Source organism: Kluyvera sp. 1366 (assembly GCF_054823405.1).
In genome coordinates this window covers 178,673-204,563 of sequence record NZ_JBTRDW010000004.1, presented here as the reverse complement: position 1 = coordinate 204,563, position 25,891 = coordinate 178,673, and the positions used below count along the sequence as shown (strand labels likewise).

Annotated in this window: 26 protein-coding genes; 16 read left to right on the top strand and 10 right to left on the bottom strand. The window is 54.3% G+C overall.

The annotated features are described in order from the left end of the window. Nucleotides 1–57: 57 nt before the first annotated feature. The 4 genes from ACVLVH_RS10255 to nagB form a co-directional block, all read right to left on the bottom strand. Complete coding sequence (locus ACVLVH_RS10255) at nt 58–810, bottom strand: HAD-IIA family hydrolase (RefSeq protein WP_036649098.1); 753 nt, start codon at nt 808–810, stop codon at nt 58–60. 41 nt (nt 811–851) lie between these two features. Further along, nucleotides 852–2,072 carry a DNA-binding transcriptional regulator NagC gene (gene nagC, locus ACVLVH_RS10250; protein ID WP_137385370.1) on the bottom strand — a complete coding sequence of 407 codons (1,221 nt, stop codon included), beginning with the start codon at nt 2,070–2,072 and terminating at the stop codon, nt 852–854. A 7-nt stretch (nt 2,073–2,079) separates the two neighbouring features. Then, the gene (gene nagA, locus ACVLVH_RS10245) at nt 2,080–3,228 is read right to left on the bottom strand and encodes an N-acetylglucosamine-6-phosphate deacetylase (RefSeq protein WP_222233135.1); all 1,149 of its coding nucleotides are present in this window, start codon (nt 3,226–3,228) and stop codon (nt 2,080–2,082) included. Nucleotides 3,229–3,289: 61 nt separating this feature from the next. After that, the gene (gene nagB / locus ACVLVH_RS10240; RefSeq protein WP_110865725.1) at nt 3,290–4,090 is read right to left on the bottom strand and encodes a glucosamine-6-phosphate deaminase; all 801 of its coding nucleotides are present in this window, start codon (nt 4,088–4,090) and stop codon (nt 3,290–3,292) included. 341 nt (nt 4,091–4,431) lie between these two features. Between nagB and nagE the strand changes: the two genes are divergently transcribed. The 3 genes from nagE to ACVLVH_RS10225 all read left to right on the top strand — a co-directional run bounded on the left by nagE (nt 4,432) and on the right by ACVLVH_RS10225 (nt 8,910). After that, nucleotides 4,432–6,459: an N-acetylglucosamine-specific PTS transporter subunit IIBC gene (gene nagE, locus ACVLVH_RS10235; RefSeq protein ID WP_192414251.1), complete on the top strand. Its 2,028-nt coding sequence runs from the start codon at nt 4,432–4,434 to the stop codon at nt 6,457–6,459. Between the two features lie 152 nt (nt 6,460–6,611). Next, entirely contained in the window at nt 6,612–8,279 is a 1,668-nt protein-coding gene (glnS, locus tag ACVLVH_RS10230) for a glutamine--tRNA ligase (protein WP_192414176.1), read from the top strand. A gap of 235 nt (nt 8,280–8,514) precedes the next feature. Next, complete coding sequence (locus ACVLVH_RS10225) at nt 8,515–8,910, top strand: hypothetical protein (protein WP_101763235.1); 396 nt, start codon at nt 8,515–8,517, stop codon at nt 8,908–8,910. A 61-nt stretch (nt 8,911–8,971) separates the two neighbouring features. Here ACVLVH_RS10225 and fur read toward each other — a convergent pair whose 3' ends face one another. From fur to ybfF, 4 genes are all read right to left on the bottom strand, one after another. Continuing rightward, a complete protein-coding gene (gene fur, locus ACVLVH_RS10220) occupies nt 8,972–9,421 on the bottom strand; it encodes a ferric iron uptake transcriptional regulator (protein ID WP_007890672.1) in 450 nt (149 codons plus the stop codon). Between the two features lie 354 nt (nt 9,422–9,775). Further along, the gene (gene fldA / locus ACVLVH_RS10215) at nt 9,776–10,306 is read right to left on the bottom strand and encodes a flavodoxin FldA (RefSeq protein ID WP_110865727.1); all 531 of its coding nucleotides are present in this window, start codon (nt 10,304–10,306) and stop codon (nt 9,776–9,778) included. Nucleotides 10,307–10,443: 137 nt separating this feature from the next. Beyond that, a complete protein-coding gene (ybfE, locus tag ACVLVH_RS10210; protein ID WP_007890670.1) occupies nt 10,444–10,719 on the bottom strand; it encodes a LexA regulated protein in 276 nt (91 codons plus the stop codon). A 167-nt stretch (nt 10,720–10,886) separates the two neighbouring features. Continuing rightward, a complete protein-coding gene (ybfF, locus tag ACVLVH_RS10205) occupies nt 10,887–11,651 on the bottom strand; it encodes an esterase (RefSeq protein WP_192414178.1) in 765 nt (254 codons plus the stop codon). 248 nt (nt 11,652–11,899) lie between these two features. Here ybfF and seqA point away from each other — a divergent pair, with 248 nt between their 5' ends. Beyond that, nucleotides 11,900–12,439, top strand: a complete 540-nt coding sequence (gene seqA, locus ACVLVH_RS10200; RefSeq protein WP_101763231.1) for a replication initiation negative regulator SeqA — start codon at nt 11,900–11,902, stop codon at nt 12,437–12,439. Between the two features lie 24 nt (nt 12,440–12,463). After that, entirely contained in the window at nt 12,464–14,104 is a 1,641-nt protein-coding gene (gene pgm, locus ACVLVH_RS10195) for a phosphoglucomutase (alpha-D-glucose-1,6-bisphosphate-dependent) (RefSeq protein WP_101763230.1), read from the top strand. 39 nt (nt 14,105–14,143) lie between these two features. Here the strand turns inward: pgm and kdpE are convergent, their stop codons facing one another. Continuing rightward, nucleotides 14,144–14,818 carry a two-component system response regulator KdpE gene (kdpE, locus tag ACVLVH_RS10190; RefSeq protein ID WP_312462560.1) on the bottom strand — a complete coding sequence of 225 codons (675 nt, stop codon included), beginning with the start codon at nt 14,816–14,818 and terminating at the stop codon, nt 14,144–14,146. Nucleotides 14,819–15,064: 246 nt separating this feature from the next. On the opposite strand from kdpE, the gene ACVLVH_RS10185 reads away from it, so the two are divergent. From ACVLVH_RS10185 to nei, 11 genes are all read left to right on the top strand, one after another. Next, nucleotides 15,065–15,265 carry a YbfA family protein gene (locus ACVLVH_RS10185; RefSeq protein ID WP_008107019.1) on the top strand — a complete coding sequence of 67 codons (201 nt, stop codon included), beginning with the start codon at nt 15,065–15,067 and terminating at the stop codon, nt 15,263–15,265. A gap of 152 nt (nt 15,266–15,417) precedes the next feature. Beyond that, the gene (locus ACVLVH_RS10180) at nt 15,418–16,374 is read left to right on the top strand and encodes a YbgA family protein (protein WP_101763228.1); all 957 of its coding nucleotides are present in this window, start codon (nt 15,418–15,420) and stop codon (nt 16,372–16,374) included. Between the two features lie 12 nt (nt 16,375–16,386). Next, complete coding sequence (gene phrB / locus ACVLVH_RS10175; RefSeq protein WP_312462564.1) at nt 16,387–17,814, top strand: deoxyribodipyrimidine photo-lyase; 1,428 nt, start codon at nt 16,387–16,389, stop codon at nt 17,812–17,814. Between the two features lie 18 nt (nt 17,815–17,832). Further along, entirely contained in the window at nt 17,833–18,576 is a 744-nt protein-coding gene (locus tag ACVLVH_RS10170) for a type 2 GTP cyclohydrolase I (protein WP_192414181.1), read from the top strand. Nucleotides 18,577–18,750: 174 nt separating this feature from the next. Then, a complete protein-coding gene (gene pxpB / locus ACVLVH_RS10165) occupies nt 18,751–19,407 on the top strand; it encodes a 5-oxoprolinase subunit PxpB (RefSeq protein ID WP_192414182.1) in 657 nt (218 codons plus the stop codon). Continuing rightward, nucleotides 19,401–20,333: a 5-oxoprolinase subunit PxpC gene (gene pxpC / locus ACVLVH_RS10160; RefSeq protein WP_312462569.1), complete on the top strand. Its 933-nt coding sequence runs from the start codon at nt 19,401–19,403 to the stop codon at nt 20,331–20,333. The genes pxpB and pxpC overlap by 7 nt, the downstream gene beginning before the upstream one ends. Continuing rightward, a complete protein-coding gene (gene pxpA, locus ACVLVH_RS10155) occupies nt 20,323–21,060 on the top strand; it encodes a 5-oxoprolinase subunit PxpA (RefSeq protein ID WP_101763223.1) in 738 nt (245 codons plus the stop codon). Before pxpC ends, pxpA begins: the two co-directional genes overlap by 11 nt. A gap of 59 nt (nt 21,061–21,119) precedes the next feature. Further along, nucleotides 21,120–21,848, top strand: a complete 729-nt coding sequence (locus tag ACVLVH_RS10150; protein WP_101763222.1) for a DUF969 domain-containing protein — start codon at nt 21,120–21,122, stop codon at nt 21,846–21,848. Beyond that, complete coding sequence (locus tag ACVLVH_RS10145) at nt 21,848–22,864, top strand: DUF979 domain-containing protein (RefSeq protein ID WP_110865739.1); 1,017 nt, start codon at nt 21,848–21,850, stop codon at nt 22,862–22,864. The genes ACVLVH_RS10150 and ACVLVH_RS10145 overlap by 1 nt, the downstream gene beginning before the upstream one ends. A gap of 7 nt (nt 22,865–22,871) precedes the next feature. Continuing rightward, nucleotides 22,872–23,519 carry a pyroglutamyl-peptidase I gene (pcp, locus tag ACVLVH_RS10140; RefSeq protein WP_101763220.1) on the top strand — a complete coding sequence of 216 codons (648 nt, stop codon included), beginning with the start codon at nt 22,872–22,874 and terminating at the stop codon, nt 23,517–23,519. Nucleotides 23,520–23,530: 11 nt separating this feature from the next. After that, nucleotides 23,531–24,319 carry an endonuclease VIII gene (gene nei, locus ACVLVH_RS10135; protein WP_101763219.1) on the top strand — a complete coding sequence of 263 codons (789 nt, stop codon included), beginning with the start codon at nt 23,531–23,533 and terminating at the stop codon, nt 24,317–24,319. Between the two features lie 36 nt (nt 24,320–24,355). Here nei and ACVLVH_RS10130 read toward each other — a convergent pair whose 3' ends face one another. Further along, nucleotides 24,356–25,639: a citrate synthase gene (locus ACVLVH_RS10130; RefSeq protein WP_008107361.1), complete on the bottom strand. Its 1,284-nt coding sequence runs from the start codon at nt 25,637–25,639 to the stop codon at nt 24,356–24,358. Between the last annotated feature and the right edge of the window lie 252 nt (nt 25,640–25,891).

The following is a 25,891-nucleotide window of genomic DNA, read 5'->3' as shown; positions in this document are numbered from 1 at the left end:
ACAGAAAAAACAAAAGCCCTGCATAAGCAGGGCCATAAGGAGAGGTAATGGTTGGGATCAGAACAGGTCGATATCGGCGACCGATGGATAAATCCAATCCGGGCGGAAAGGCATCGCATCAATATCACTCAGTGTGGAAACGCCAGACAGCACCAGAATGGTTTCCAGACCCGCCTGGAAGCCTGCCAGAATGTCTGTCCGCAGGTTATCGCCGACAATGACCGTCTCTTCCGAATGCGCATGCATTTTGTTTAACGCCGCGCGCATGATGTACGGACTCGGTTTGCCGACGTAAAACGGTTTACGACCGGAGATGGTTTCGATACCGGCGCAGAGTGCTCCGCAGGCAGGAACAAAGCCGCGTGCATGTGTATCGGGATTAGTGGCGATAAAGCGGGCGCCATTTGCCACGAAGAAAGCGGCTTTATGCATCATTTCCCAGTTGAAGGAGCGGGTTTCGCCGACGATAACGAAATCTGGATTAACGTCGGTGATGGTGAAGCCAGCTTTATACAGCTCATGAATCAGCGCACCTTCGCCAATTACGTAGGCTTTTTTCCCTTCCTGACGGCGCAGGAAATCGGCGGTGGCCATCGCCGAGGTGTAAAACACCGAATCCGGTACGTCAATGCCGGCGTTGGCAAAGCGGTTCGCCAAATCCAGCGCGGTTTGCGAAGGATAGTTGGTCAACACCACCAACGGCATATCCTTCGCCAGAATGCGCTGCAGAAATTCGTTCGCGCCGGGAACGGCGGTATTGTCATGCATCAACACGCCGTCGATGTCACAGATTACGCTTTTAATCGTCATAGATTGCATCCGGTCGGGCCTGCTTGACAGCAGGCTGGTGATTACTCTTCCAGCAGATGTTGCAGCAAAATGCCATTCAGCATTGCGCGTTTTGCCAACGCAAAGGCGCCAATCGCCGAGCGATGATCGAGCTCGGAACGCACCACCGGCAGATTTTTACGGAAGGCAGGCAGCGTCTGCGTATTGATACACCCTTCAATGGCAGGAAACAGCACTTTATCGGCTTCAGTGATTTCACCGGCCAACACCACTTTTTGCGGATTGAACAGGTTGATGGCGATAGCAATCGCCTTGCCTAAATAGCGGCCGACATATTCAATCACTTCGCACGCCAGCGCGTCGCCATGATTAGCGGCGCGACAAATCTGCGGCATCAGGCAATCATTTAACGTTAGTGAACTGGGATACCCTTGATTCAGTAGATGACGTACGCGGTTTTCAATCGCGCCATTAGCCGCAATGGTTTCCAGACAGCCAAAGTTACCGCAGTGGCAGCGTTCACCCAGCGGATCAACCTGAATATGGCCAATCTCGCCCACGTTGCCGTTACTGCCGAGGAAAATGTGGCCGTTGGCGATGATTCCGGCACCGGTGCCGCGATGCAAACGCACCAGAATGGAGTCTGCGCAATCGCGACTTGCACCGAAGTAGTGCTCGGCCAGCGCCAGGCTACGGATGTCATGACCAACAAAGCTGGTGACGTTGAAGCGTTTTTTCAGGCTGGAAACCAGCGGCCAATGACTTACCGCGATGTGCGGCATGTAGCGAATGATGCCGTTAATGGGATCGACCAATCCGGGCAGAATCACCGAGATAGCAATCAGTTCATGAATCTTACGCTGATGTGCGGCCATAAAGGCGCTGATGGCATTGAACAGCGCGTTCTCCAGCGTTTCCTGCGTGCGCTCGGGCAGCGGATAATCTTCCTGCGCCAGCGATTTCCCGCTCAGATCAAACAGCGTCAACGTCGCGTCATTACGCCCTAAGCGCACGCCGATAGTATGAAAATGACGGGTTTCAGTAATGATGGAGATCGCGCGACGCCCACCGGTGGAGGCTTGTTGCTCCACCTCTTTGATGAGGCCGCGCTCAATGAGCTGGCGGGTAATTTTGGTGACACTGGCGGGCGCAAGCTGACTGTGTTCGGCAATCTGAATGCGCGAAATTGGCCCCTGCTGATCGATTAGCCGATAAACGGCTGCACTATTGAGTTGTTTAACAAGATCAACATTTCCTATTTGAGACTGGCCGCCAGTGGTCATTCAATGCTTACTCGCTGAGGACGTTGTCTCCGTTGACGAACGTCTTAGTGATTTGATAATCGCGGGTAAAGACAGTCAGGTTGGCGACTTTTCCTGCTTCGACCGTGCCTAACTGCTTCTCCACACCCATCGCCTGCGCTGGATAGAGCGTCGCCATACGCAGCGCTTCATCAAGAGCGATACCGCAATGTTCAACGCTGTTCTGCACCGCTTCAATCATGGTCAAGGCAGAACCGCTGAGCGTACCGTTCTCGTCAACGCACAGGCCATCGCGATAGTATATTGTTTTGCCTGCAAAAATAAATTGATCAATCGATGCGCCCGCCGGTGCTGTGGCATCCGTCACTAACACCAGCTTGTCGCCTTTAATGCGTTTTGCATTGCGCACATTAGCGTAATGGACATGTAAACCATCCGCAATGATGCCGCAGTATACATCAGGCGAATCAAACAGCGCACCGATCAGACCTGGCTCACGTCCAGCGAAGGTTGGCATGGCATTGTAGAGATGCGTAGCAAAGCTGACGCCCGCGCTGAAGCCAATTTTTGCTTCTTCATAGGTCGCGTTGGAGTGACCCGCTGACACGATGATGCCGGCATCACGCAGCTGACGAATCACCTCGCTGCCCGTATTTTCAGGTGCCAGCGTGACTTTAGTGATGACGTCGGCATTGGCGCAGAGGAAATCCACCAGCTCGGCATCCGGCAGGCGAATCAATTCAGGATTGTGTGTACCTTTTTTAGCTTTATTCAGCCACGGACCTTCCAGATGCAGGCCGATTGCCTGATTCTGATGCTTGGCCAGGTAAGCGCGCATGGTTTCGACTGCGCGTCTCATCAGCGCATCGGTGCTGGTAATCAGTGTTGGCAAATAGCTGGTGCAGCCTGATTTCTCGTTGGCGCGCTGCATGATCTCAAGCGTTTCAACGCTTAACGCATTGATGTCATCATTGAACTGCACGCCGCCACAGCCGTTAAGCTGCAAATCAATAAAACCAGGAGCGATAAACGCACCAGCCACATCCTGCTGTGCAATTGCCGCGTCCAGGGCATCACGCGGACACACGCGCTCAATCAGGCCATCTGCAATCACAACTGCATGATTGTCCAGAATTTCATGACCAGTAAAAATCCGGCCGTTCACTAATGCGTACATCGTTTCTCTCTCCCGGCTAAGCCTGCTGCCTGAAAGCAGCAGGTTTTGTTACAACGTGTTTTCACACACCTTTCATATTTTCCGCTTCCATTTCGCGGAAATATTTCACGGTTTTCACTTTCAGTTCCATGGTGGCTGGCTCGTCACATACCACGACAGATTTGGCATGCAGCTGCAGGCAGCTGATGGTCCACATGTGGTTGACGTTACCTTCAACCGCAGCCTGCAGCGCTTGCGCTTTCAGGTGGCCGGTAACCAGAATCATCACTTCTTCAGCATCCAGCAGCGTACCGACACCAACCGTCAGGGCGTATTTCGGCACCTGATCCACATCACCATTAAAGAAGCGTGAGTTTGCAATACGCGTATCGTGCGTCAGGGTTTTGATGCGGGTACGTGAGGAGAGGGAAGAAGCCGGTTCGTTAAAGGCGATGTGACCATCGTTGCCCACGCCGCCCATAAACAGGTTAATTTTGCCGTAAGCGCGGATCTTCTCTTCGTATTGGCGACATTCTGCGTCAATATCTTCGGCATTACCATTCAGAAGATTGATATTTTGCTGTTGAATATCAACATGATCGAAAAAGTTACGGTACATGAAACTGTGGTAACTTTCCGGATGCTCTTTTGGCAGGCCAACGTACTCATCCATGTTGAAGGTGACAACGTGCTTGAAACTAACCTGGCCCGCTTTGTGCATATCGATCAGGTGCTTGTAAGCTTCCAGCGGTGTTCCACCGGTTGGCAGACCCAGCACGAAGGGACGTTCTGCGCTAGGCTTAAACGCATTAATGCGGTTAACAATGTGGCGTGCAGCCCATTTACCCACTTGGGTCGGTGTGGCCAAAGGGATCAGTCTCATGTCTTCACCTCAATTAAGATTGGAAATGTGGAGTTGCCGTTTCTCTGACAGTTTTGCCCTTAAGCGTAATGCGTTTAAGCGTAGCCACCAGGGATAAGTGCGACTCGATATTTTTTATCATAAAATAAGTTTGTGGTGCTGGCTAGCATTTCGCATTATCAAACCACCATTTTGGTGATTAAAGTCACAGTTGTAGTGGTTTTAATTTGCGAGGCGAATTAATTTATCTTTACACTGCGCCTCGTGGTGAAAAGTGTCATCAAGGTACCGGGCGACGGGATAATAAAATCAACCTGCGCCACGGCATAACGCCAGTCTCATAGGGGGAGAATAAGGTGAGTATTCTAGGATATCTGCAAAAGGTCGGCCGCGCGCTTATGGTGCCGGTAGCGACTTTGCCGGCAGCGGCAATCTTGATGGGCGTTGGATACTGGATCGATCCAGATAGCTGGGGCGCAGGCAATGCGCTGGCAGCACTGTTGATCAAATCGGGTTCGGCAATCATCGACAATATGCCAGTGCTGTTTGCCATTGGTGTGGCATACGGTATGTCAAAAGATAAAGACGGCGCTGCAGCGTTAACCGGTTTTGTCGGCTTTCTTGTTGTGACCACACTCTGTTCTCCGGCAGCGGTGGCAATGATTCAGAAGATGCCGGTGGAGCAAGTTCCCGCTGCCTTCGGTAAAATTAATAACCAGTTTGTTGGCATTCTTGTCGGGATTCTTTCTGCTGAAGTCTATAACCGCTTTAGTCATGTTGAACTGCCAAAAGCGTTGTCCTTCTTTAGCGGTCGCCGTCTGGTGCCGATCCTTGTATCGTTCCTGATGATCCTGGTTGCGTTCATTCTGATGTATATCTGGCCGATCATTTTCGGTGGACTGGTAAGTTTTGGTGAGCATATTCAGAAGCTGGGTTCCGTCGGTGCGGGCATCTACGCTTTCTTTAACCGTCTGCTGATTCCTGTTGGCTTACACCACGCATTGAACTCGGTATTCTGGTTCGATGTTGCCGGTATCAACGATATTCCTAAATTCCTTGGCGGCGCGCAGTCTATCGCTGAAGGTACAGGTATCCCTGGCATCACCGGTCGTTATCAGGCGGGCTTCTTCCCAATCATGATGTTTGGTCTTCCAGGTGCAGCGCTGGCAATTTACCACTGCGCACGCCCGGAAAACCGCGCTAAAGTCGGCGGCATTATGCTGGCGGCGGCCTTTGCCGCCTTCTTTACGGGTATCACTGAACCGCTGGAATTCTCCTTCATGTTCGTGGCGCCGGTGCTGTATGTGATTCACGCGGCACTGACCGGTCTTTCAGTTTTCATCGCCGCGAGCATGCAGTGGATTGCCGGTTTCGGCTTCAGTGCGGGTCTGGTGGATATGGTGCTGTCAACGCGCAACCCGCTGGCGGTGCACTGGTGGATGCTGATCCCACAAGGTCTGGTGTTCTTCGTTATCTACTACGTGGTATTCCGCTTCACCATCCAGAAATTCAACCTGATGACGCCGGGCCGCGAACTCTCTGCGGGCGATGAAACCGATGGTTATGACGTCAATGTCGATAACAGCGGCAACGGTGAAAGCCAAACTGAATCTCTGGCGCGTCGTTATATTGCGGCGGTAGGTGGCTCAGAAAACCTGACCAACATCGATGCCTGTATCACACGTCTACGTCTGAACGTTAAAGATTCCGCGCAGGTTAATGAAGGTGTCGCTAAACGTCTCGGTGCTTCAGGTGTGATTCGTCTGAACAAGCAGAGCGTACAGGTTATTGTCGGTACGCAGGCGGAAAGCATTGCAACAGCAATGAAAACCGTACTGAGCAAAGGTCCAGTTGCGGCATCTGCCGCGGCGTCAACGGCTGCTCCTGCTGCTGCTGTAAAACCGCAGGCGGTGCTGAACAGCGAAAAAGCCGTGATTGCTACGCTGCTGGCGCCAGTAACCGGTGACATCGTTGCGCTGGAAAATGTGCCTGACGAAGCATTCGCCAGCAAGGCAGTCGGTGATGGTCTGGCCATCAAGCCAACCGGCAAAACCGTGGTTGCGCCAACCGCCGGAACCGTGGTGAAGATCTTCAATACCAACCATGCGTTCTGCCTTGAGGCGGAAAACGGCGTCGAGATCGTGGTACATATGGGGCTGGATACAGTAGCGCTGGAAGGTAAAGGCTTCACGCGTCTGGTTGAAGAGGGCGCAACGGTCACTGCAGGTCAGCCAATCCTGGAAATGGATCTGGACTTCCTCAATGCCAACGCCCGCTCGATGATCAGTCCGGTTGTGGTCAGCAATAGCGATGATTTCGCTGGTCTGAATTTACTGGCAACCGGTTCAGTGGTTGCAGGCCAAACCCCGCTGTACGAGGTTAAAGGCTAAGTCCTTGTGATTGAGCCAGAAGGCAGGAAGCGATTCCTGCCTTTTTTGTTTTAAAACGACCAACAAACGGTTGTTTCCCTCCTGCGCTTTGTGGATCATACTCCGTTACTTCGTGGTACAAATCACCCGTTATAGTTTTTGAGGATTTTGAGATGAGTGAGGCTGAAGCCCGCCCAACGAACTTTATTCGTCAGATCATCGACGAAGATTTGGCGAGCGGTAAGCACAACAGTGTGCATACCCGTTTCCCGCCTGAGCCCAATGGTTATCTGCATATTGGCCATGCGAAATCTATCTGCCTGAACTTTGGTATCGCGCGAGACTATCAAGGTCAGTGCAATCTGCGTTTCGACGACACTAACCCAGTTAAAGAAGATCTGGAGTTTGTCGAATCCATTAAGCGTGACGTGCAATGGCTGGGCTTTGAGTGGAGCGGCAACATTCGTTACTCCTCAGACTACTTCGACCAACTGTTCAACTATGCGGTTGAGCTGATCAACAAAGGTCTGGCTTACGTTGATGAACTGTCGGCGGATGAGATCCGTGAGTATCGCGGTTCACTGACGGCGCCGGGTAAAAACAGCCCATATCGCGATCGCAGCGTGGAAGAAAACCTGGCGCTGTTCGAGAAGATGCGCGATGGCGGTTTCGAAGAGGGCAAAGCCTGTTTGCGTGCCAAAATCGACATGGCGTCCAGCTTTATCGTGATGCGCGATCCGGTGCTGTACCGCATTAAGTTTGCCGATCACCATCAGACCGGCAGCAAGTGGTGCATCTACCCGATGTACGACTTCACTCATTGCATTTCGGATGCGATCGAAGGCATTACGCACTCTCTCTGCACGTTGGAGTTCCAGGATAACCGTCGTCTGTACGATTGGGTGCTGGATAACATCACCATTCCGGTTCATCCGCGTCAGTACGAGTTCTCACGCCTAAATCTGGAATATGCGGTGATGTCGAAGCGTAAACTGACTCAGCTGGTGAGCGAGAAGGTGGTAGAAGGCTGGGACGATCCGCGCATGCTAACCGTTTCGGGTCTACGTCGTCGTGGTTATAGCGCCGCTTCTATCCGTGAGTTCTGCCGCCGTATTGGTGTGACCAAACAGGACAATATCGTGGAGATGGCTTCACTGGAATCGTGCATTCGTGACGATCTCAATGAAAACGCACCGCGTGCGATGGCGGTAATGGATCCGTTGAAAGTGGTGATCGAGAACCTGCCTGCAGGTCACGATGAGATCATCACTATGCCGAATCATCCGAACAAACCGGAGATGGGCACGCGTGAAGTGCCATTCAGCCGTGAAGTGTGGATCGATCGCGCTGACTTCCGTGAAGAAGCCAACAAGCAGTATAAGCGTTTGGTGCTGGGTAAAGAAGTGCGTCTGCGTAATGCTTACGTGATCCGTGCCGAACGTGTGGCGAAGGATGCTGAAGGCAATATTACCTGCATCTATTGTACTTGCGACGTTGATACGCTGAGCAAAGATCCGGCCGATGGCCGTAAAGTGAAAGGTGTTATCCATTGGGTTTCTGCAATCCACGCGCTGCCAGCGGAATTCCGCCTGTACGATCGTCTGTTCAGTGTGCCAAATCCGGGCGCGGCTGAGGATTTCCTCACCACCATCAACCCAAACTCACTGGAAATCAAACAGGGCTTCGTTGAGCCTGGTTTACGTGCTGCCGATTCGATGGCACCGTACCAGTTCGAACGTGAAGGCTATTTCTGTGCTGATAGCGTCTATTCACAGCCCTCCAGGCTGGTGTTTAACCGCACCGTAGGTTTGCGTGATACCTGGGCAAAAATCGGCGATTAATAGTTTTAGTCGCGAGCACGATAAGATCATGAAAGGGCGAGCAATCGCCCTTTTTTATTATCTCAATTTGGCCAGATACGACCTTTTATGCTGCACGCCTCAATTCGCCTTTAATTCCCTATTTGCGACTATTCTGACTTTAGAAAAATTAACCCATTTGGCAGTGTGAAAAACTTTTTTTCAGGTAGGCTATGCGCTCTCAGACGGTGCTCTGCGGCTTATCTAAGGAAAAAAAATGACAACTCTCGCCCAGGAAGCCAGGCATAGCGTGGTGGTTTTACATCAGCTTATTGAACGTATTTTCAATCAGGCGGAAGGCAGTGACGACAGCATTGATCTGTTTTTATCGCACTTTCATCCCGAGTTCAAAATGGTCACGCCGCAAGGCAAACGATTGGACCTCAATGAAATGGAAGTGCTGTTTCGCCAGTTACAGGGGCAGCGTGAAGGCATGCGCATTGCCACCAGTGAGCACGCCATCATCTCGCAGCAAAGCGAGGAAGTGACGATTCAGTATCGTGAATTACAGATGATGAACGGCATCAATCAGAGCCGCATTTCACTGGCGGTATTGGATTGCAGCACCGCCATTCCGCGCTGGCGCTACCTGCAGGAAACGCTTGTCGCCTGATTACAGGCATAAAAAAACCGGCTCAAGCGCCGGTTTTTTTTATACTGCATAGCACACTCAATTACTTATCGTGGAGCGTATCGTCTTCGCGGCAGTCTCCCAAAGCACAATGACCGTACAGGTACAGGCTGTGGTTGCTGAGCTTAATGCCGTGGCGAGTGGCAATTTCACGCTGACGCGTTTCGATTGATTCATCGCTGAATTCTATAACTTTGCCACAATCCAGGCAGATCAAGTGATCGTGGTGATGCTGCTGAGTCAGTTCGAAGACAGATTTGCCGCCTTCAAAGTTGTGACGGGTTACGATGCCCGCGTCGTCAAACTGGTTAAGAACGCGATACACCGTTGCCAGACCAATCTCTTCGCCCATATCAATCAGGCGCTTATACAAATCTTCCGCACTGACGTGATGGGACTCTGGGCCGGGTCCCTGAAGCACTTCCAGAATTTTCAGTCTGGGTAGCGTGACTTTCAGGCCAGCCTTCTTCAATGCGGAGTTGTTGTCAGTCATGCGGATATTGTCCTGTTACTTTGCTAGTCACTTGCGGCGCAGGGGCCTTGAATGTTTAGGTCAACGCGCATTCTCATTTGCGTCTCATTATAGAACTCAAGCAGTGAAATGAAAACCAAGGCAACGTCCTTAATCACCAAAGTTTGTAAGGATATCGTCACTAACGTCTTCAAGACGCTTGGGTTTTGGATTCCATTTCACTCAGCCTCATTCTACTGCCAGAGGAATAAGCGGATGACCATTGCGGGTATTCTACAGATTTGCGGGGAAAAGTTAAAAAACCGTAGCTATTATTTTTATAGGAAATTCCGTTACCCGATGTGAGGCAGTGCGCACATCGGGCAGAGCAGGGAATTAAGCTTCAATAATCTCTTTCAGCTGCAGCTCATCAAAGATCTGCTTCACCCACTTCTCAACGCGTTCGTTGGTCAATTCCGGCTGACGGTCTTCGTCAATGGCCAAACCAAGGAAGTTTTTGTCATCGGCCAGGCCTTTAGAGGCTTCGAAGTGATAGCCTTCGGTTGGCCAGTGACCGACGATCACCGCACCATTCGGCTCAATGATGTCACGGATAGTGCCCATCGCATCACAGAAGTACTCGGCGTAATCTTCCTGATCGCCACAACCAAACAGCGCTACCAGCTTACCATTGAAATCAATCTCTTCCAGCGTCGGGAAGAAATCGTCCCAGTCACACTGCGCTTCGCCGTAATACCAGGTTGGGATACCCAGCAGCAGGATGTCGAACGCTTCGAGATCTTCTTTGGTGCTCTTAGCAATGTCATGCACTTCGGCGACATCTTTACCCAGTTGTTTCTGGATCATCTTTGCAATGTTTTCAGTGTTGCCGGTATCGCTGCCGAAGAAAATGCCTACGATTGCCATGGGTTAGGTAACCTCTTAAATCCTGATTGTGAAAGTAAGTCAGTTGACTGCACAGTTATGCGAATAATAGCAGACCGGTAAAAAGTGCGGAACGTATAAAACCGTGACTTTGTGTTCCAGCGTGCGGTCTTCGCGCGTTACGACAGTTTGAGCTGTGCCAGCAGCATTTGTTCAATCAATTCGCTGCGACTGATGTTTTGCTGATCGGCTAGCGTGCTGAGGGCGTCAACCGCCTCGCTCGACATCTTCAGCTCAACACGACGCAGCCCACGCACTTTATCGCGCTTGAGCTGATTGCGTTTGTTGATGCGTAACTGTTCATCACGCGTCAGCGGGCTGGTTTTCGGGCGACCAGGACGCCGCTCGTCTGCGAAGAGATCAAGCGTAGTGCGGTCTGTCTGTTCTTTTGCCATGGTTTGTAAAACTGAGTGGGCGCGAACGGCGGAAAGGCGCTGCGCGATTAAAACATTATCGGCCCGACCACGGCGAAAAAATATCCGTGGCAAATTTTTAGCGCGACATCATACTCCAGCGCCTTCCCTGACGCCAACCCTAAAGCGCAAGCGGCAAGCTTTTGCTTTTACAGGTTAAAAAAACGCCGAACGGCGCGTAACACCGCATCGGGTTTCTCGGCGTGCACCCAGTGTCCAGCACCGCTGATCACATGTGCATGTGCCTGCGGGAACTGACGCAGCAGCGCATCGCGATGCTGATTATCCAGATAAGGCGAGTCGCCGCCGCGGATAAACAGCGCCGGATGCGGCCACGCAGGAATCTCTTCCCAGCCGGAAATAATGCTGTAATTATCCCACAGCACCTGCACATTAAAGCGCCATTCGCCCTCTGCGAAAGATTTGAGGATGAACTGGATCACGCCTTCTTCATCAATATGCTGACGCATTACTTCAGCGGCTTCGCTGCGGCGCGTGACGCCCGCGGCGCTCACGGCCCGAATAGCGGCAAAAATTTCGTCATGGCGGCGCGTTTGGTAATCAACGGGCGCGATATCGATCATCACCATTTTATCGATACGTTCCGGCGCGATGGCACTCAGTGCCATGGCGATTTTGCCGCCCATTGAGTGGCCAATCACACCCGCGCGATCGATATGGTGCGCATCCAGCGTTTCGACAATGTCCTGCGCCATCACGTGATAATTCATCTCATCACTACGCGCCGACAAGCCGTGATTGCGCACGTCAACTTGCAGCGTCGGACGTGCATCACGCACCCCACGCGCCAGCACGCCAAGGTTATCAAGGCTGCCAAAAAGACCATGGATCAACAGAATCGGCGTGGCATTGGGGGCAGATTGTTCAGTTTGCAGACGGGCGTTCAAAATCATGGCTAAAGTTCTTACGGTTGTGACCTTGGCTTAGGTTATCATGGATTCACCTGTCCAGCAGTCAGGCCGGTGGGCATTAGGGCATATTCCGACTTTTGCCCGTAAACGTTGCCAACGCTATCGGCTGCCACGGATTTAACTTTATAATCCTTATGTTAGAACCCGCTCACGTTTTGCACGACTGGATTTTGCTAAGGACGTTGCAAGAATGCGTGGTTCTGTCATTTGCCAGAATCGTACGGAAAAAGATGAAAACGATTGAAGTTGACGAAGAACTCTACCGTTATATTGCCAGCCACACGCAGCACATTGGTGAAAGCGCCTCAGATATTTTGCGCCGCATGTTGAAGTTCACCGCTGGACAGAGCGCACCCGCTGCGCCCGCCGCTGGTGCATCAATCAAAGAAGCGCAACCTGCCAGCCGTGAAGCGCGTCCTCAGGATCGCGTCCGGGCGGTACGTGAGCTGCTACTTTCCGATGAATATGCCGAGCAGAATAAGGCGGTTAACCGCTTCATGTTGGTACTGTCAACGCTCTATCGTCTTGATCCGGCTGCGTTTGCTGAAGCTACTGCCTCGCTGCAGGGCCGTACCCGCGTCTACTTTGCGGGCGACGAGCACACGCTGCTGCAAAATGGCACCCATACCAAGCCGAAGCACGTTCCCGGCACACCGTACTGGGTGATCACGAACACCAATACAGGTCGCAAATGCAGCATGGTGGAACACATCATGCTGGCTATGCAGTTCCCACAGGAACTGACAGAGAAAGTTCGCGGCACCATTTAACTGAAGCGTCAGGGAGAAGCGCCAATGGCCAATCACCCCCGTGCCGGGCAGCCTGCCCAGCAGAGCGATTTGATTAACGTTGCACAATTAACCTCGCAGTATTACGTCCTGAAGCCCGATGTGGCGAATCCGGATCATGCGGTGAAATTTGGCACTTCAGGCCACCGCGGCAGCGCGGGACGCCAAAGCTTCAACGAACAGCACATTTTGGCGATCGCGCAGGCGATTGCTGAAGAGCGCAAAAAGAATGGCATCACCGGTCCGTGCTACGTCGGTAAAGACACGCATGCGCTGTCTGAGCCGGCGATTCTATCGGTGCTGGAAGTGCTGGCCGCTAACGGCGTGGACGTGATTGTTCAGCAGGACAATGGCTACACGCCAACGCCTGCAATCTCTAACGCGATTCTTGAGCACAACAAACGCGGCGGCGCGCAGGCGGACGGCATCGTTATCACGCCTTCGCATAACCCACCGGAAGATGGCGGTATCAAATACAATCCGCCAAACGGTGGCCCGGCTGATACCAACGTTACCAAAGTGGTGGAAGATCGCGCTAACCAGCTGATCAAAGGCGAGCTGAAAGACGTGAAACGTCTGCCGCTGGATCAGGCATGGGCGAGCGGCCACATCGTTGAGCAGGATCTGATCCAGCCATACGTTGAAGGTCTGGCGCAGGTGATTGACTTCGCCGCCATCCAGAACGCCGGCCTGAAAATTGGCGTCGATCCGTTAGGCGGTTCCGGTATTGCTTACTGGCAGCGCATTGCTGAGCACTACAAACTGGATCTGACCATCGTGAACGATGCGATCGATCAGACTTTCCGCTTCATGCATCTGGATAAAGATGGCGTGGTGCGTATGGACTGCTCATCCGAGTGCGCGATGGCCGGGTTGCTGGCGTACAAAGACAAATTCGACCTGGCCTTTGGTAACGATCCTGATTATGACCGTCACGGTATCGTCACGCCTGCGGGTCTGATGAATCCGAACCACTATCTGGCGGTGGCGATCAACTACCTGTTCCAGCATCGCCCGCAGTGGGGCAAAGACGTTGCTGTAGGGAAAACCCTGGTTTCCAGCGCGATGATCGACCGCGTGGTCAACGACATTGGACGTAAGCTGGTGGAAGTGCCGGTTGGTTTCAAATGGTTCGTTGATGGTCTGTTCGATGGAAGCTTCGGTTTCGGCGGTGAAGAGAGCGCGGGCGCATCCTTCCTGCGTTTCGATGGCTCAGCCTGGTCAACCGATAAAGACGGCATCATTCTGTGCCTGCTGGCTGCTGAAATCACGGCGGTAACTGGCAAGAACCCGCAGCAGCACTATGACGAGCTGGCCGAACGTTTTGGTGCGCCAAGCTATAACCGTCTGCAGGCTCCGGCGACTTCTGCACAGAAAGCCGCGCTGTCTAAGCTGTCACCTGAAATGGTGAGCGCAGATACGCTGGCGGGTGATCCGATCACCGCACGCCTGACTGCCGCGCCGGGTAACGGTGCGTCAATCGGCGGTCTGAAAGTAATGACGGAAAACGGCTGGTTCGCCGCGCGTCCATCAGGTACAGAAGACGCGTACAAAATCTACTGCGAAAGCTTCCTGGGTGCTGAACATCGTCAGCAAATCGAGAAAGAAGCGGTTGAGATTGTTAGCGAAGTACTGAAAAACGCCTGATTGGGCAGTGAAGAAAAAAGGCCGCTTAGCGGCCTTTTTTTATGGCATAAATCGATAGCCGATACCGGTTTCGGTCAGCAAATGGCTGGGCTGCGTGGGATTCGCTTCCAGCTTCTGTCGCAAGTGCCCCATATAGATGCGCAAATAATGGCTGTGCTCCACTGCATTGGGCCCCCAAACCTGATTCAGTAATTGACGCTGGGTCAACACTTTTCCGGCGTTGTTCACCAGCAAACTCAGCAGACGGAATTCAGTCGGTGTCAGATGCACTTCCTGTTGGTTGCGCAGTACATGGCGCGCCGCCAAATCGACGCTGACTTCGCCAAATTTCACAATCGGTTCTGGCTGGTTGCTTTGATGGCGACGCAGCGCCACGCGCACACGCGCCAGCAGCTCACCTATGCCAAACGGCTTAGTGAGATAATCATCCGCACCCGCGTCCAGCGCATCAATCTTATCCTGCTCATCGCTCCGTGCCGACAGCACAATCACCGGCATGCTGCTCCACTGGCGTACTTCACGGATAAAGTCATTGCCATCACCATCCGGCAAGCCGAGATCGAGGATCACCAGATCCGGCTTACGCGTCGCCGCTTCAATCAGGCCGCGCTGCAGTTGCTCCGCTTCCACAATCTTCAGGCCTTCGCTCTCCAGCGCAAGGCGCACGAAACGGCGAATCTCTTTTTCATCTTCCACTATCAAGATGGTCGTCACGCTGCCTCCAGCGGCAAAAAAGTTAACGCATCACTTTAGCAATAAAGCGGCCCGGCGTCCGTCACGAAGTTTTTAACTTAAAAGCATCGTTTAATTCACAATCTTGTAACTAACTTTCATCACCACACAAATTGCTGAAAAAAAGCGCAAATATAGTGGTCGGATGAGTAGTAAAATTACACAGCAAAGGGTAATATCTGAACCAGATCACATTTCAACGTAATGTTTACCACAAGGGGGCCAAAGATGGATCGCGCATATCCACTGTATAAAATCGTACTGCGCCGCGTGCTGGTGGTAGCAATCGGTTTGCTGGCGCTGCCAGTGATGTTATTCCGCTCAGATCGCGCACGTTTGTACAGTTACCTGCATCGTATGTGGTGCAAAACCAGCACGAAACCCGTCTGGCTGGCGCAGTCTGAAGCGGCTGCCGGCATTCACTGGTAAGCGATTCTAGCGCAGTATTAACCCGGCGACTTCACGTGAAGCGCCGGGTTTTTTTATCGATAATTTTCACGCCCACCGCGCGTTCCCGCTGTTATCTCCGCGCATTTCAGCTACACTTAAAACCTCTACAAGATTTATGAGGTTGTACAAGTATGAGCGAGAAAATTCCTGTTGGTATCAGCGCCTGCCTGCTCGGGGATAACGTCCGATTTGATGGTGGCCATAAACGTTTTGCTTTCGCCACGGACGAACTCGTGCCATTTGTGCGCTTTGAACCTGTATGTCCCGAAATGGCGATTGGCCTACCGACGCCGCGTCCGGCTTTGCGCCTGGTAAAAGAGAGCGATGAAAACATCCATCTCTGTTTCAGCAAAGATGGCGGCGAAGAGGTGACGGAAAAGATGCAGCGCTGGTCCGCCGAGCGCGTGAAGTCGCTACATCATCTGTGCGGCTACATCCTCTGTGCCAAATCCCCTAGCTGTGGGCTGGAACGTGTCCGCGTTTACGAGCCTGAAACCAACAACAATCGTAAAGCGGGCACCGGCATGTTTACCGCATTTTTACAGAAAGAGATGCCGTGGCTGCCGCTGGAAGAGGATGGTCGTCTGCATGATGACGCTATCCGCGAAAACTTTATCGGCCGCGTCTATGCGCTGCACGAATTCAACGAAATGTGGCGCAGCGGATTATCGCGCCACAAGCTGATGGCCTTCCATAGTCGCTACAAATTGCTGCTGCTATCTCATGCGCAGGACGAATACCGCGAGATGGGCCGCTTTGTCGCGGCGATGGACCAGTGGGATTCGCTGGAGGATTACGCCTTTGAGTACCGCAGTCGTCTGATGCACCTGATGTCACATCAGGCATCACGACGCAATCACACTAACGTGCTGATGCATGTACAAGGCTACTTCCGTCCGCAGTTGAGTTCGCCGCAGCGTCAGGAGCTGGCGCAACTGATTGATCGTTATCGTCAGGGCGTACAGCCGCTGTTAGCTCCGATCACCATGCTGAAACATTACATGGCGGAATACCCGCATCCGTGGCTGGCACAGCAGCGCTATTTTGATCCTTATCCGGAAGCGCTGCGTTTGCGCTACGGCCAATAATTTCGGGGCTTTATGACCACCCATTTAGTTTGGCTGCGCAACGATCTGCGCATCAATGACAACATGGCGCTGGCCGCTGCCTGCCGCGATAGCCAGGCCAAAGTGATTGCGCTGTTTATCGCTACACCACAGCAGTGGCAGCAACACCATATGGCGCCAAAGCAGGCGGCGTTCATCCAGCAAAATCTCAGCTTGTTGCAGAAGTCACTGGCTGAACGCGGCATTCCTCTGCATTTCCATCAGTGCGATGACTTTGCCGCTTCGATTGAATATCTGGCGAAATTTTGCCAGCAGCAACGGGTTGATGCGCTGTTCTACAACTACCAGTACGAAATCAACGAGCGTGAACGCGATGCGCAGGCGGAGAAACGTCTGGATACGCAGGGCGTAGTATGTCAGGGATTCGATGACAGCTTGCTGTTGCCGCCGGGCAGCGTGCAAACCGGCAGCAACACCATGTTCAAAGTGTTCACGCCGTTCAGCAAAGCCTTTGTTCGTCGTTTACATCAGGGCTTACCGGAGTGCCATCAGGCACCGAAAGCGCGTGATGGTGCGCCCATCAGTATTAAAAAGAAGATTCCCGCTTTTAATTATCCTTGTGAAGCCTTTGATGAAAGCCTGTTCCCGGCGGGAGAAGAGGCGGCGTTAAAACAGCTGCGCCACTTCGCTAAACAGGCGGTGCAGCATTATCCGGATCAGCGTGATTTACCGGCCATTGACGGCACCAGCCGCTTATCGGTTTATTTGACCACTGGCGTACTGTCGCCGCGCCAATGTCTTCATCGCGTGCTCAAAGAGCATCCCGATGCGCTCAACGAGGGCAAGGCCTTTACCTGGCTGAACGAACTGATCTGGCGTGAATTCTATCGTCATCTAATGGTGGCGTTTCCGGCGCTGTGTAAGCATCAGCCGTTTGTCGACTGGACGCGCAACGTGGATTGGCAGCAAAACGACGCACATCTCACAGCCTGGCAACAGGGCAAAACCGGCTATCCGATTGTTGATGCGGCGATGCGCCAGCTCAACACGCTCGGCTGGATGCATAATCGCTTGCGCATGATTACCGCCAGTTTCCTGGTGAAGGATCTGCTGATCGACTGGCGTGAAGGCGAGCGTTATTTCATGCAGCAGCTGATCGATGGCGATCTGGCCGCCAACAATGGCGGCTGGCAGTGGGCCGCGTCAACTGGCACCGATGCCGCGCCCTATTTTCGTATCTTCAATCCCACCACGCAGGGCGAGCGCTTCGATAAACAGGGCGAGTTTATTCGTCAGTGGCTGCCGGAACTCAGCGACGTGCCCGACAGCGATATCCATCAGCCGCAAGTGTGGGCGCAGAAAAATAACAAGAAACTCGATTATCCCGCGCCAATCGTGGAACATAAGGACGCACGTAAAAAGACACTAGACGCCTTTGAGCGCGCTCGCAGCGCGGCTTAAGGCGGTCAGGGAGCCGTAATGAATAATGTCGAGTTAGAACAGATTGTTAACCAGCAGCTGAATAACAGCGCCTTCAGCGACTACGCGCCGAACGGTTTGCAGGTGGAAGGGCGCGCCGAGGTGAAAACCATCATCACTGGCGTAACCGCTTGTCAGGCGCTGCTGAATGAGGCGGTGAAGCGCAACGTCGACGCGGTGCTGGTGCATCACGGTTACTTCTGGAAAAGCGAAGCGCCGGTGATTAAAGGCATGAAGCGCCAGCGTCTGCGCACGCTGCTGGCCAATGATATCAATTTGTATGGCTGGCACCTGCCGCTGGATGCGCATCCCGAGTTGGGTAATAACGCGCAGCTGGCGCGTCTGTTTGATATTGCAGTGAAAGGCGAGATTCAGCCGCTGGTGCCGTGGGGCGAGCTGGCACAACCACTGAGTGGCGCGGCGCTGGCGGAAAAAATTGCCCAACGTTTAGGTCGTACACCGCTGCACTGTGGCGATAACGCGCCGGCATTGATCAAGCGCGTTGCCTGGTGCAGCGGCGGCGGTCAGGGCTTTATCGATAGCGCGGCAGCCTTTGGCGTCGATGCCTTTATCACCGGTGAAGTCTCCGAGCAAACCATCCACAGCGCACGCGAACAGGGTTTGCACTTCTATGCCGCCGGACACCACGCGACCGAACGCGGCGGCATCAAGGCGCTGGGCGAATGGTTAGCTGCCCATCATGGCCTTGATGTGACCTTTATCGACATCGACAATCCGGCCTGATTTCTCTCCTCTCACGCCCTTAACCTGCGTTAAGGGCGCAAATCTGTTGACACATCTCTGTCACTTTCGCATAACTTATGGCCTTTAAGCATAAACGAGAAGTTCGGTCGCTATGAATGGCGATCCTGCAACATTCGTTCTGCGACATGTAAGACTTTTACCAGGAGGTTGTTTTTGCAACGAGCACGTTGTTATCTGCTAGGTGAGCGCGCGGTGGTGCTGGAACTGGAGCCACCGGTTTCGTTGACCAGCCAGCAGCGCATCTGGGGATTGTGTCAGCGACTGCAGCAAAACGAGCAGGTTGAGGAAGTGATTCCTGGCATGAACAACCTGACGTTGCTGCTGCGCGATCCGCAACGCAATGCATTGGACGCGATTGAGCGTTTGCAGCGTTGGTGGGAAGAGAGCGAAGCGCAGTTGCCGGAATCGCGCCGCGTCGAGATTCCAGTTGTGTACGGCGGCGCAGGCGGGCCGGATCTGCAGGAGGTGGCGGATCGCGCCAACATGACGCCCAGGCAAGCGGTAGAACTGCACAGCAGCATCGATTACGTGGTCTATTTCATCGGCTTCCAGCCTGGTTTCCCTTATCTCGGTGGCCTGGATGAGCGTTTACACACGCCACGCCGCGCTGAACCGCGCGTGCTGGTGCCGAGCGGCTCGGTGGGCATCGGCGGCAGCCAAACCGGCATCTATCCCTTAGCCGCGCCCGGCGGCTGGCAACTGATTGGTCATACGCCGCTCAGCCTGTTCGACCCGCTTCAGCATCCACCGACACTGTTACGTCCCGGTGATAGCGTGCGCTTTGTGCCGCAGCAGGAGGGCGTATGTTGAAAATTCTCCGCGCGGGCATGATGACCTCGCTGCAAGACCACGGCCGCGCCGGCTTCCGCCAATATGGCATCAGCGTGGGCGGCGCGCTCGATCAACCGGCAATGCGCACCGCCAATATGCTGGTGGGTAACCCCGAGCAGAGCGCGGTGCTGGAAATCGTGCTGGGACAATTTAAAACGCAGTTTACGCGCGATGGCTGGTTTGCATTGACGGGCGCAGGCTGCAATGCCGATCTGGACGGCAAACCGGTCTGGACCGGCTGGCGTCTGCCGGTGAAAAAAGGGCAGGTGCTGACGCTGGCAACGCCAACGCGCGGCATGCGCAGTTATCTGGCGGTCAACGGTGGTTTTGCCGTGCCGGACATGCTCGGTTCGGTCAGTACCGATCTCAAGGCAGCGTTTGGCGGCTGGCAGGGACGTAAACTGCAGGATGGCGATGAGCTGCCGTTGGGTAAACCGACGCGCGACTTCAAAGATAAAGCCGGCGTGCGTCAACTGCTGTGGGGCAACCGCATCCGCGCCTTAGCGGGCCCGGAATATAACGAGTTCTCGCGTGAGGCGCAGCAGGGTTTCTGGCGCAGCCCGTGGAAGCTCAGTCCGCAAAGTAACCGCATGGGTTATCGCCTGCAGGGACGTCAACTACATCGCGATGCGACGCGCGATTTGCTGTCGCACGGTTTAGTGCCCGGCGTGGTACAGGTGCCGCCCAATGGTCAACCGATTGTGTTGATGGCGGATGCACAAACTACCGGCGGCTATCCGCGCATTGCCTGCATCATCGAAGCCGATCTCTATCATCTGGCGCAAATTCGTCTCGGCGAACCGATTCACTTTATCCACTGCACGCTGGAAGACGCGATGCACGCCAAACAGCATCAACAGCGTTCCTTCGACCAAATAGCCTGGGGATTGGCCCATGAAGATTGATCTTAACGCCGATCTCGGCGAAGGCAGCGCCAGCGATCGGGAGCTGCTGACGCTGGTGAGTTCAGCCAATATCGCCTGCGGCTTCCACGCTGGTGATGCGCAAACCATGCTGCAATCGGTGCGCTGGGCGAAAGCGTCTGGCGTGGCGATTGGCGCGCATCCGAGTTTCCCCGATCGGGAAAACTTTGGCCGTACCGCCATGCAGCTGCCGCCGGAAACGGTGTATGCGCAGATGATCTACCAGATTGGTGCGCTGAAAAGCATTGCCGAGAGCGAAGGCGAACGGCTGGTACACGTCAAGCCGCACGGCATGCTGTACAACCAGGCGGCGGGCGATCCGCAACTGGCGGATGCCATCGCGCGCGCGGTAAAAGCCGTGGATAGCGGATTGATTCTGGTCGGATTGGCGGGCAGCGCGTCGATTGCGGCGGCGGCGCATCATGGTCTGCGCACCCGCGAAGAGGTGTTTGCCGATCGCGGCTATCTGGCGAGCGGGGCGTTAGTGCCACGCAGCCAGCCGCAAGCGATGATTGAAGATGCCGAACAGGCGCTGGCGCAAACGCTGGCGATGGTGCAGCAGCGTCAGGTGCAGAGCATCAGCGGAGAATGGGTCAAGGTTAACGCCGAAACCGTCTGTTTACACGGTGATGGCGCACATGCGCTGCAGTTCGCCCGCACGCTGCGCGCGGCATTTGCGACCAGTCAGATTGCGGTCACCAGCGCATAACGTTTTTACTCATTGCCCGGCATCACGCCGGGCTTTGTCTTTTCACATAAGGGAACAACATGGATAACGTAGTAAACCTCTGGCCGCTGCTGGGCATTGCCGCCATCATTCTGGGTTTTGTGCTGCGCTTTAACCCGGTGCTGGTGGTGATTGTGGCGGGCTTCGTCACCGGGTTGGCAGCGCATCTGCCGCTGGCAGACATTCTGGAAAAACTCGGCTCTGGCTTCCTCAATACGCGTAATCTGCCGCTGATTCTGCTGCTGCCGCTGGCTGTTATCGGTTTGCTGGAGCGTCATGGCCTGAAAGAGCGGGCGCAAAGCTGGATTGCGCAGATCAAAACCGCCACCGCCGGCCGCTTGCTGATCGTCTACCTGTTTGTGCGTGAAGCCACCGCCGCGCTGGGCTTAACCAGCCTGGGCGGGCATCCGCAGATGGTGCGTCCGCTGCTGGCGCCGATGGCCGAAGGTGCCACAGAAAACCGCTACGGTGATGTCCCGCCAGACGTGCGCCATCGTCTGCGCGCCATGTCTGCAGCGACCGATAACGTCGGTCTGTTCTTTGGCGAGGATATCTTCGTTGCTTTTGGCGCGATTATCTTCATGCATAACTTTATGCAGGAATCTGCCGGTATCAGCACCGAACCGCTGCATATCGCGCTGTGGGGCATTCCTACCGCGCTCTGTGCTTTCCTCATTCATTCAGCTCGTCTGGTGCGTCTCGATCGCCAGCTGTCGCGTGAATTGGGCGCGTTAAACCAGCAGGCGCTGAACGCCAAAGGAGCGAAGTAATGTTCCAGCAACAATATTTAATGTGGCTGGCAGGGGTGATCCTGCTGGTGGTTGCCGTGCTTTCATGGCGTGACAGCGCTAACCCGCGCCGTTTTACCACCGGTCTGTTCTGGGCACTGTATGGCCTGATTTTTCTGATTGGCGACGGTGCTTATCAGCTGATGGGACAATGGGCGGGCGATGCGGAACTGGGCCGCCGCTGGTTGCATATCGGCGTGGGTGTGGCCGTGGTGTTGATGGCACTGATTGCCGGTTTCGGCGGCGTGCGTCTGGGGCGTTATCATCAGCGCAGCGATGAGCAGAAACAGGAAAGTGCTAAACGTCTGCACAACAAACTGTTCCTGCCAGCGCTGGCGATTCCACTGGTGACGGTGATTGGCGTGCTGGCGTTTAACCATATTCCCGGTTTGCAGGACACGGTGTTTGGTCCCGGCAATCACGCCACGCTGGTGACGCTGTTCTCCATGATGATTGGCTGCCTGCTGGGCTGGCTGATTGCGTTGAAAATCACCCATGAAAAGCCGCTGCAGTCGATGCAGGAAACCCGTCGCCTGCTGGATGCGGTCGGTTGGGCGTTTATTCTGCCGCAGATTCTGGCCACGCTTGGCCTGCTGTTCACCAGCGCCGGTGTCGGCACGGCAATTTCGCATCTCACCGAACAATATCTGGCGGTAGATAATCGCCTGATTGCCGTCGCGGTATATGCGGGTGGCATGGCATTGCTGACCATGGTGATGGGCAATGCGTTTGCTGCCTTCCCGATTGTGACCGCCGGCATTGGTATTCCGATTCTGGTGCTGCAGCACGGCGGCAATCCAGCGGTAATGGCGGCGATTGGGATGTTCTCCGGCTATTGCGGCACGTTGATGACGCCGATGGCGGCCAACTTCAACATCGTGCCGGCGCGCCTGCTGGAGCTGCCGGACCGCAACGCGGTGATCAAGGCTCAGGTGCCAACCGGTGTGCTACTGTTGGTAGTGAATATTTTCCTGCTCTACTTCCTGATGTTCTTGTGAGGTTGCGATGAAAACGGTGTTAATGACGGCGTTTGAGCCTTTTGGTGGCGAAAACATCAACCCTTCGTGGGAAGCGGTGCGCACCTTCGACGGCAAAGAGATCGCCGGTGCACGCATTGTGGTACGCCAGCTGCCGGTGGTATTTGCCACTTGCGGTGAAGTGCTGACGCGCGCGCTGGAGGAGATTCAACCCGACCGCGTGTTGTGCGTCGGGCAAGCCGGCGGCCGCGCCGATATTACCGTTGAACGCGTTGCGATTAACGTGGATGACGCGCGCATACCGGATAACAACCAGCAGCAACCGATCGATCAGCCCATCGAGGCGGATGGCCCGGCGGCTTATTTCTCCACGCTGCCGATCAAAGCGATGGTTGCCGCGCTGCGTGAAGTGGGTGTGCCGGCCTCGGTATCGCAAACCGCCGGCACCTTCACCTGTAACCACGTGATGTACAGCCTGCTGCACTGGATCCACACCACCAACAGCAAGGCGCGCGGCGGTTTTGTTCATATCCCGTATATGCCGGAACAAGCGGTGCACCATCCCGGCGTGGCCAGCATGGCGACTGCAAGCGTGATTCAGGCGCTGGAAACCTCGCTGCAGGTGATCCTAAGTACCGAAAATGATATCCGCGTCGTCGGTGGCGCTACGCATTAAAAGGAGTTGTTATGCCTGAGGGACCGGAGATCCGCCGCGCGGCGGATCAACTGGCAGAGGCAATGGTCGGCAAACCCCTTACCGATGTGTGGTTTGCCTTTCCACAGCTGAAAACCTACGAACCGGCGCTGATGGATGCCACCATCAACGCCTTCGAAACGCGCGGTAAAGCGCTGCTCACCCACTTCTCCAACGGTTTGACGCTCTACAGCCACAATCAGCTGTACGGCGTGTGGCGCGTGGTGCCAACCGGTACGCAACCGAATACCACGCGCCAGCTGCGCGTACGACTCGCGACGGCGGATAAAACCATTTTGCTGTATAGCGCCTCGGATATTGAGCTGCTCAACGCCGATACTTTAGCTGCGCATCCGTTTTTGCAGCGCGTGGGCCCGGATGTGCTGGATGCCAGCTTAACGGTGGAAGAGGTGCGCGAGCGTTTGCTGTCGCCGCGTTTTCGTCGTCGCCAGTTCAGCGGCTTGCTGCTTGATCAGGCCTTTTTAGCCGGCCTCGGCAATTATCTGCGCGTGGAGATATTGTGGCATGCCGGATTGCTGGCGTCGCATCGGGCGCAGGACCTCAGCGAACAGCAGCTGACGGCGTTAAGTGAGGCGATGCTGGCGGTGCCGCGTTTGTCATACGAGATGCGTGGCAGCATGAAGAAGTATCATGAAGAAGCAGCGTTTCGCTTCGAGGTGTTTCATCGGCAGGGTAAAAAGTGTCGGCGGTGCGGCGCGGTGATTGAGAAGGGCGTGCTGTCATCGCGGCCGTTTTACTGGTGCCCGGGATGCCAGTTGTAGCGCTATAAAAAAGGCGGCCAGATGGCCGCCTTTCTCTTATTTATCCAGCGCCGAGGTGAATGGACGCTCGGTGTAACCGGTATACAGCTGACGCGGACGGGCGATTTTCATGCCTTCGTCGTGCATCTCTTTCCAGTGTGCAATCCAGCCCACGGTGCGCGCCATGGCGAAGATAACGGTAAACATGGAAGACGGAATGCCCATTGCTTTCAGGATGATGCCTGAATAGAAATCGACGTTTGGATAGAGTTTACGCTCGATGAAGTACGGGTCGTTCAGCGCGATGTGTTCCAGCTCCATCGCCACTTCCAGCAGATCATCTTTCATGCCCAATTCGTTCAGCACTTCGTGACAGGTATCGCGCATCACGGTGGCACGTGGATCGTAGTTTTTGTACACGCGGTGGCCGAAGCCCATCAGACGGAACGAATCGTTCTTATCTTTCGCACGTTTAACAAACTCAGGGATGTGATCAACGGTGCTGATCTCTTCCAGCATGCGCAGTGTCGCTTCGTTGGCACCGCCGTGTGCTGGTCCCCACAGAGAAGCGATACCGGCGGCGATACAGGCAAACGGGTTCGCGCCTGAAGAGCCTGCGGTACGGACGGTAGAGGTAGAAGCGTTCTGCTCATGGTCGGCGTGCAGAATCAGAATACGGTCCATCGCGCGTTCCAGCACTGGATTCACTTTGTACTCTTCGCACGGCGTGGCGAACATCATGTGCAGGAAGTTACCGGCATAAGAGAGGTCGTTGCGCGGATACACAAACGGCTGGCCAATCGAGTACTTGTAGCACATCGCTGCCATGGTCGGCATTTTCGACAGCAGGCGGAACGCAGCGATTTCACGGTGACGCTCAATGTTGACGTCTAAAGAGTCGTGATAAAACGCTGCCAGCGCACCGGTCACACCACACATTACAGCCATTGGATGCGAATCGCGGCGGAAGCCGTGGAACAGTCGGGTGATTTGCTCGTGAATCATGGTGTGGCGGGTAACGGTGGTGCGGAACTCTTCAAACTGGGCTTGGGTCGGGGCTTCGCCATTCAGCAAGATGTAACACACTTCAAGATAGTTAGAGTGGGTTGCCAGCTGATCAATCGGGAAACCGCGGTGTAACAAAATACCTTCGTCACCATCAATAAAGGTGATTTTAGATTCGCAGGACGCCGTAGAGGTGAAGCCGGGATCGAAGGTGAACAGGCCTTGTGAGCCAAGGGCGCGGACATCAACTACATCTTGTCCCAGCGTGCCTTGCATCACGTCCAGTTCAACAGAAGTATTATCTTGTAGGGTTAGCGTCACTTTTTTATCTGTCATTATTTCGTCTCCATAGCGCCTTTAAGGTAAGGATCTTAGACACCAGAATAGCCATGTTGTTACGTAAAACCACAATCTTCACAGCATCACTCTGCGGTAACGTTGGTCGTGCAGGGTTACAGAGTGAATGCTGAGCTGGGCCATTCGGTGGCATCGGGGCATGACATGCTGCACATCGAGGATGTTAAAGTTCCTGTCACGACATAACTTCTTGGTAACCAATAACCTGATGCTTTATATAACTTGTATTGG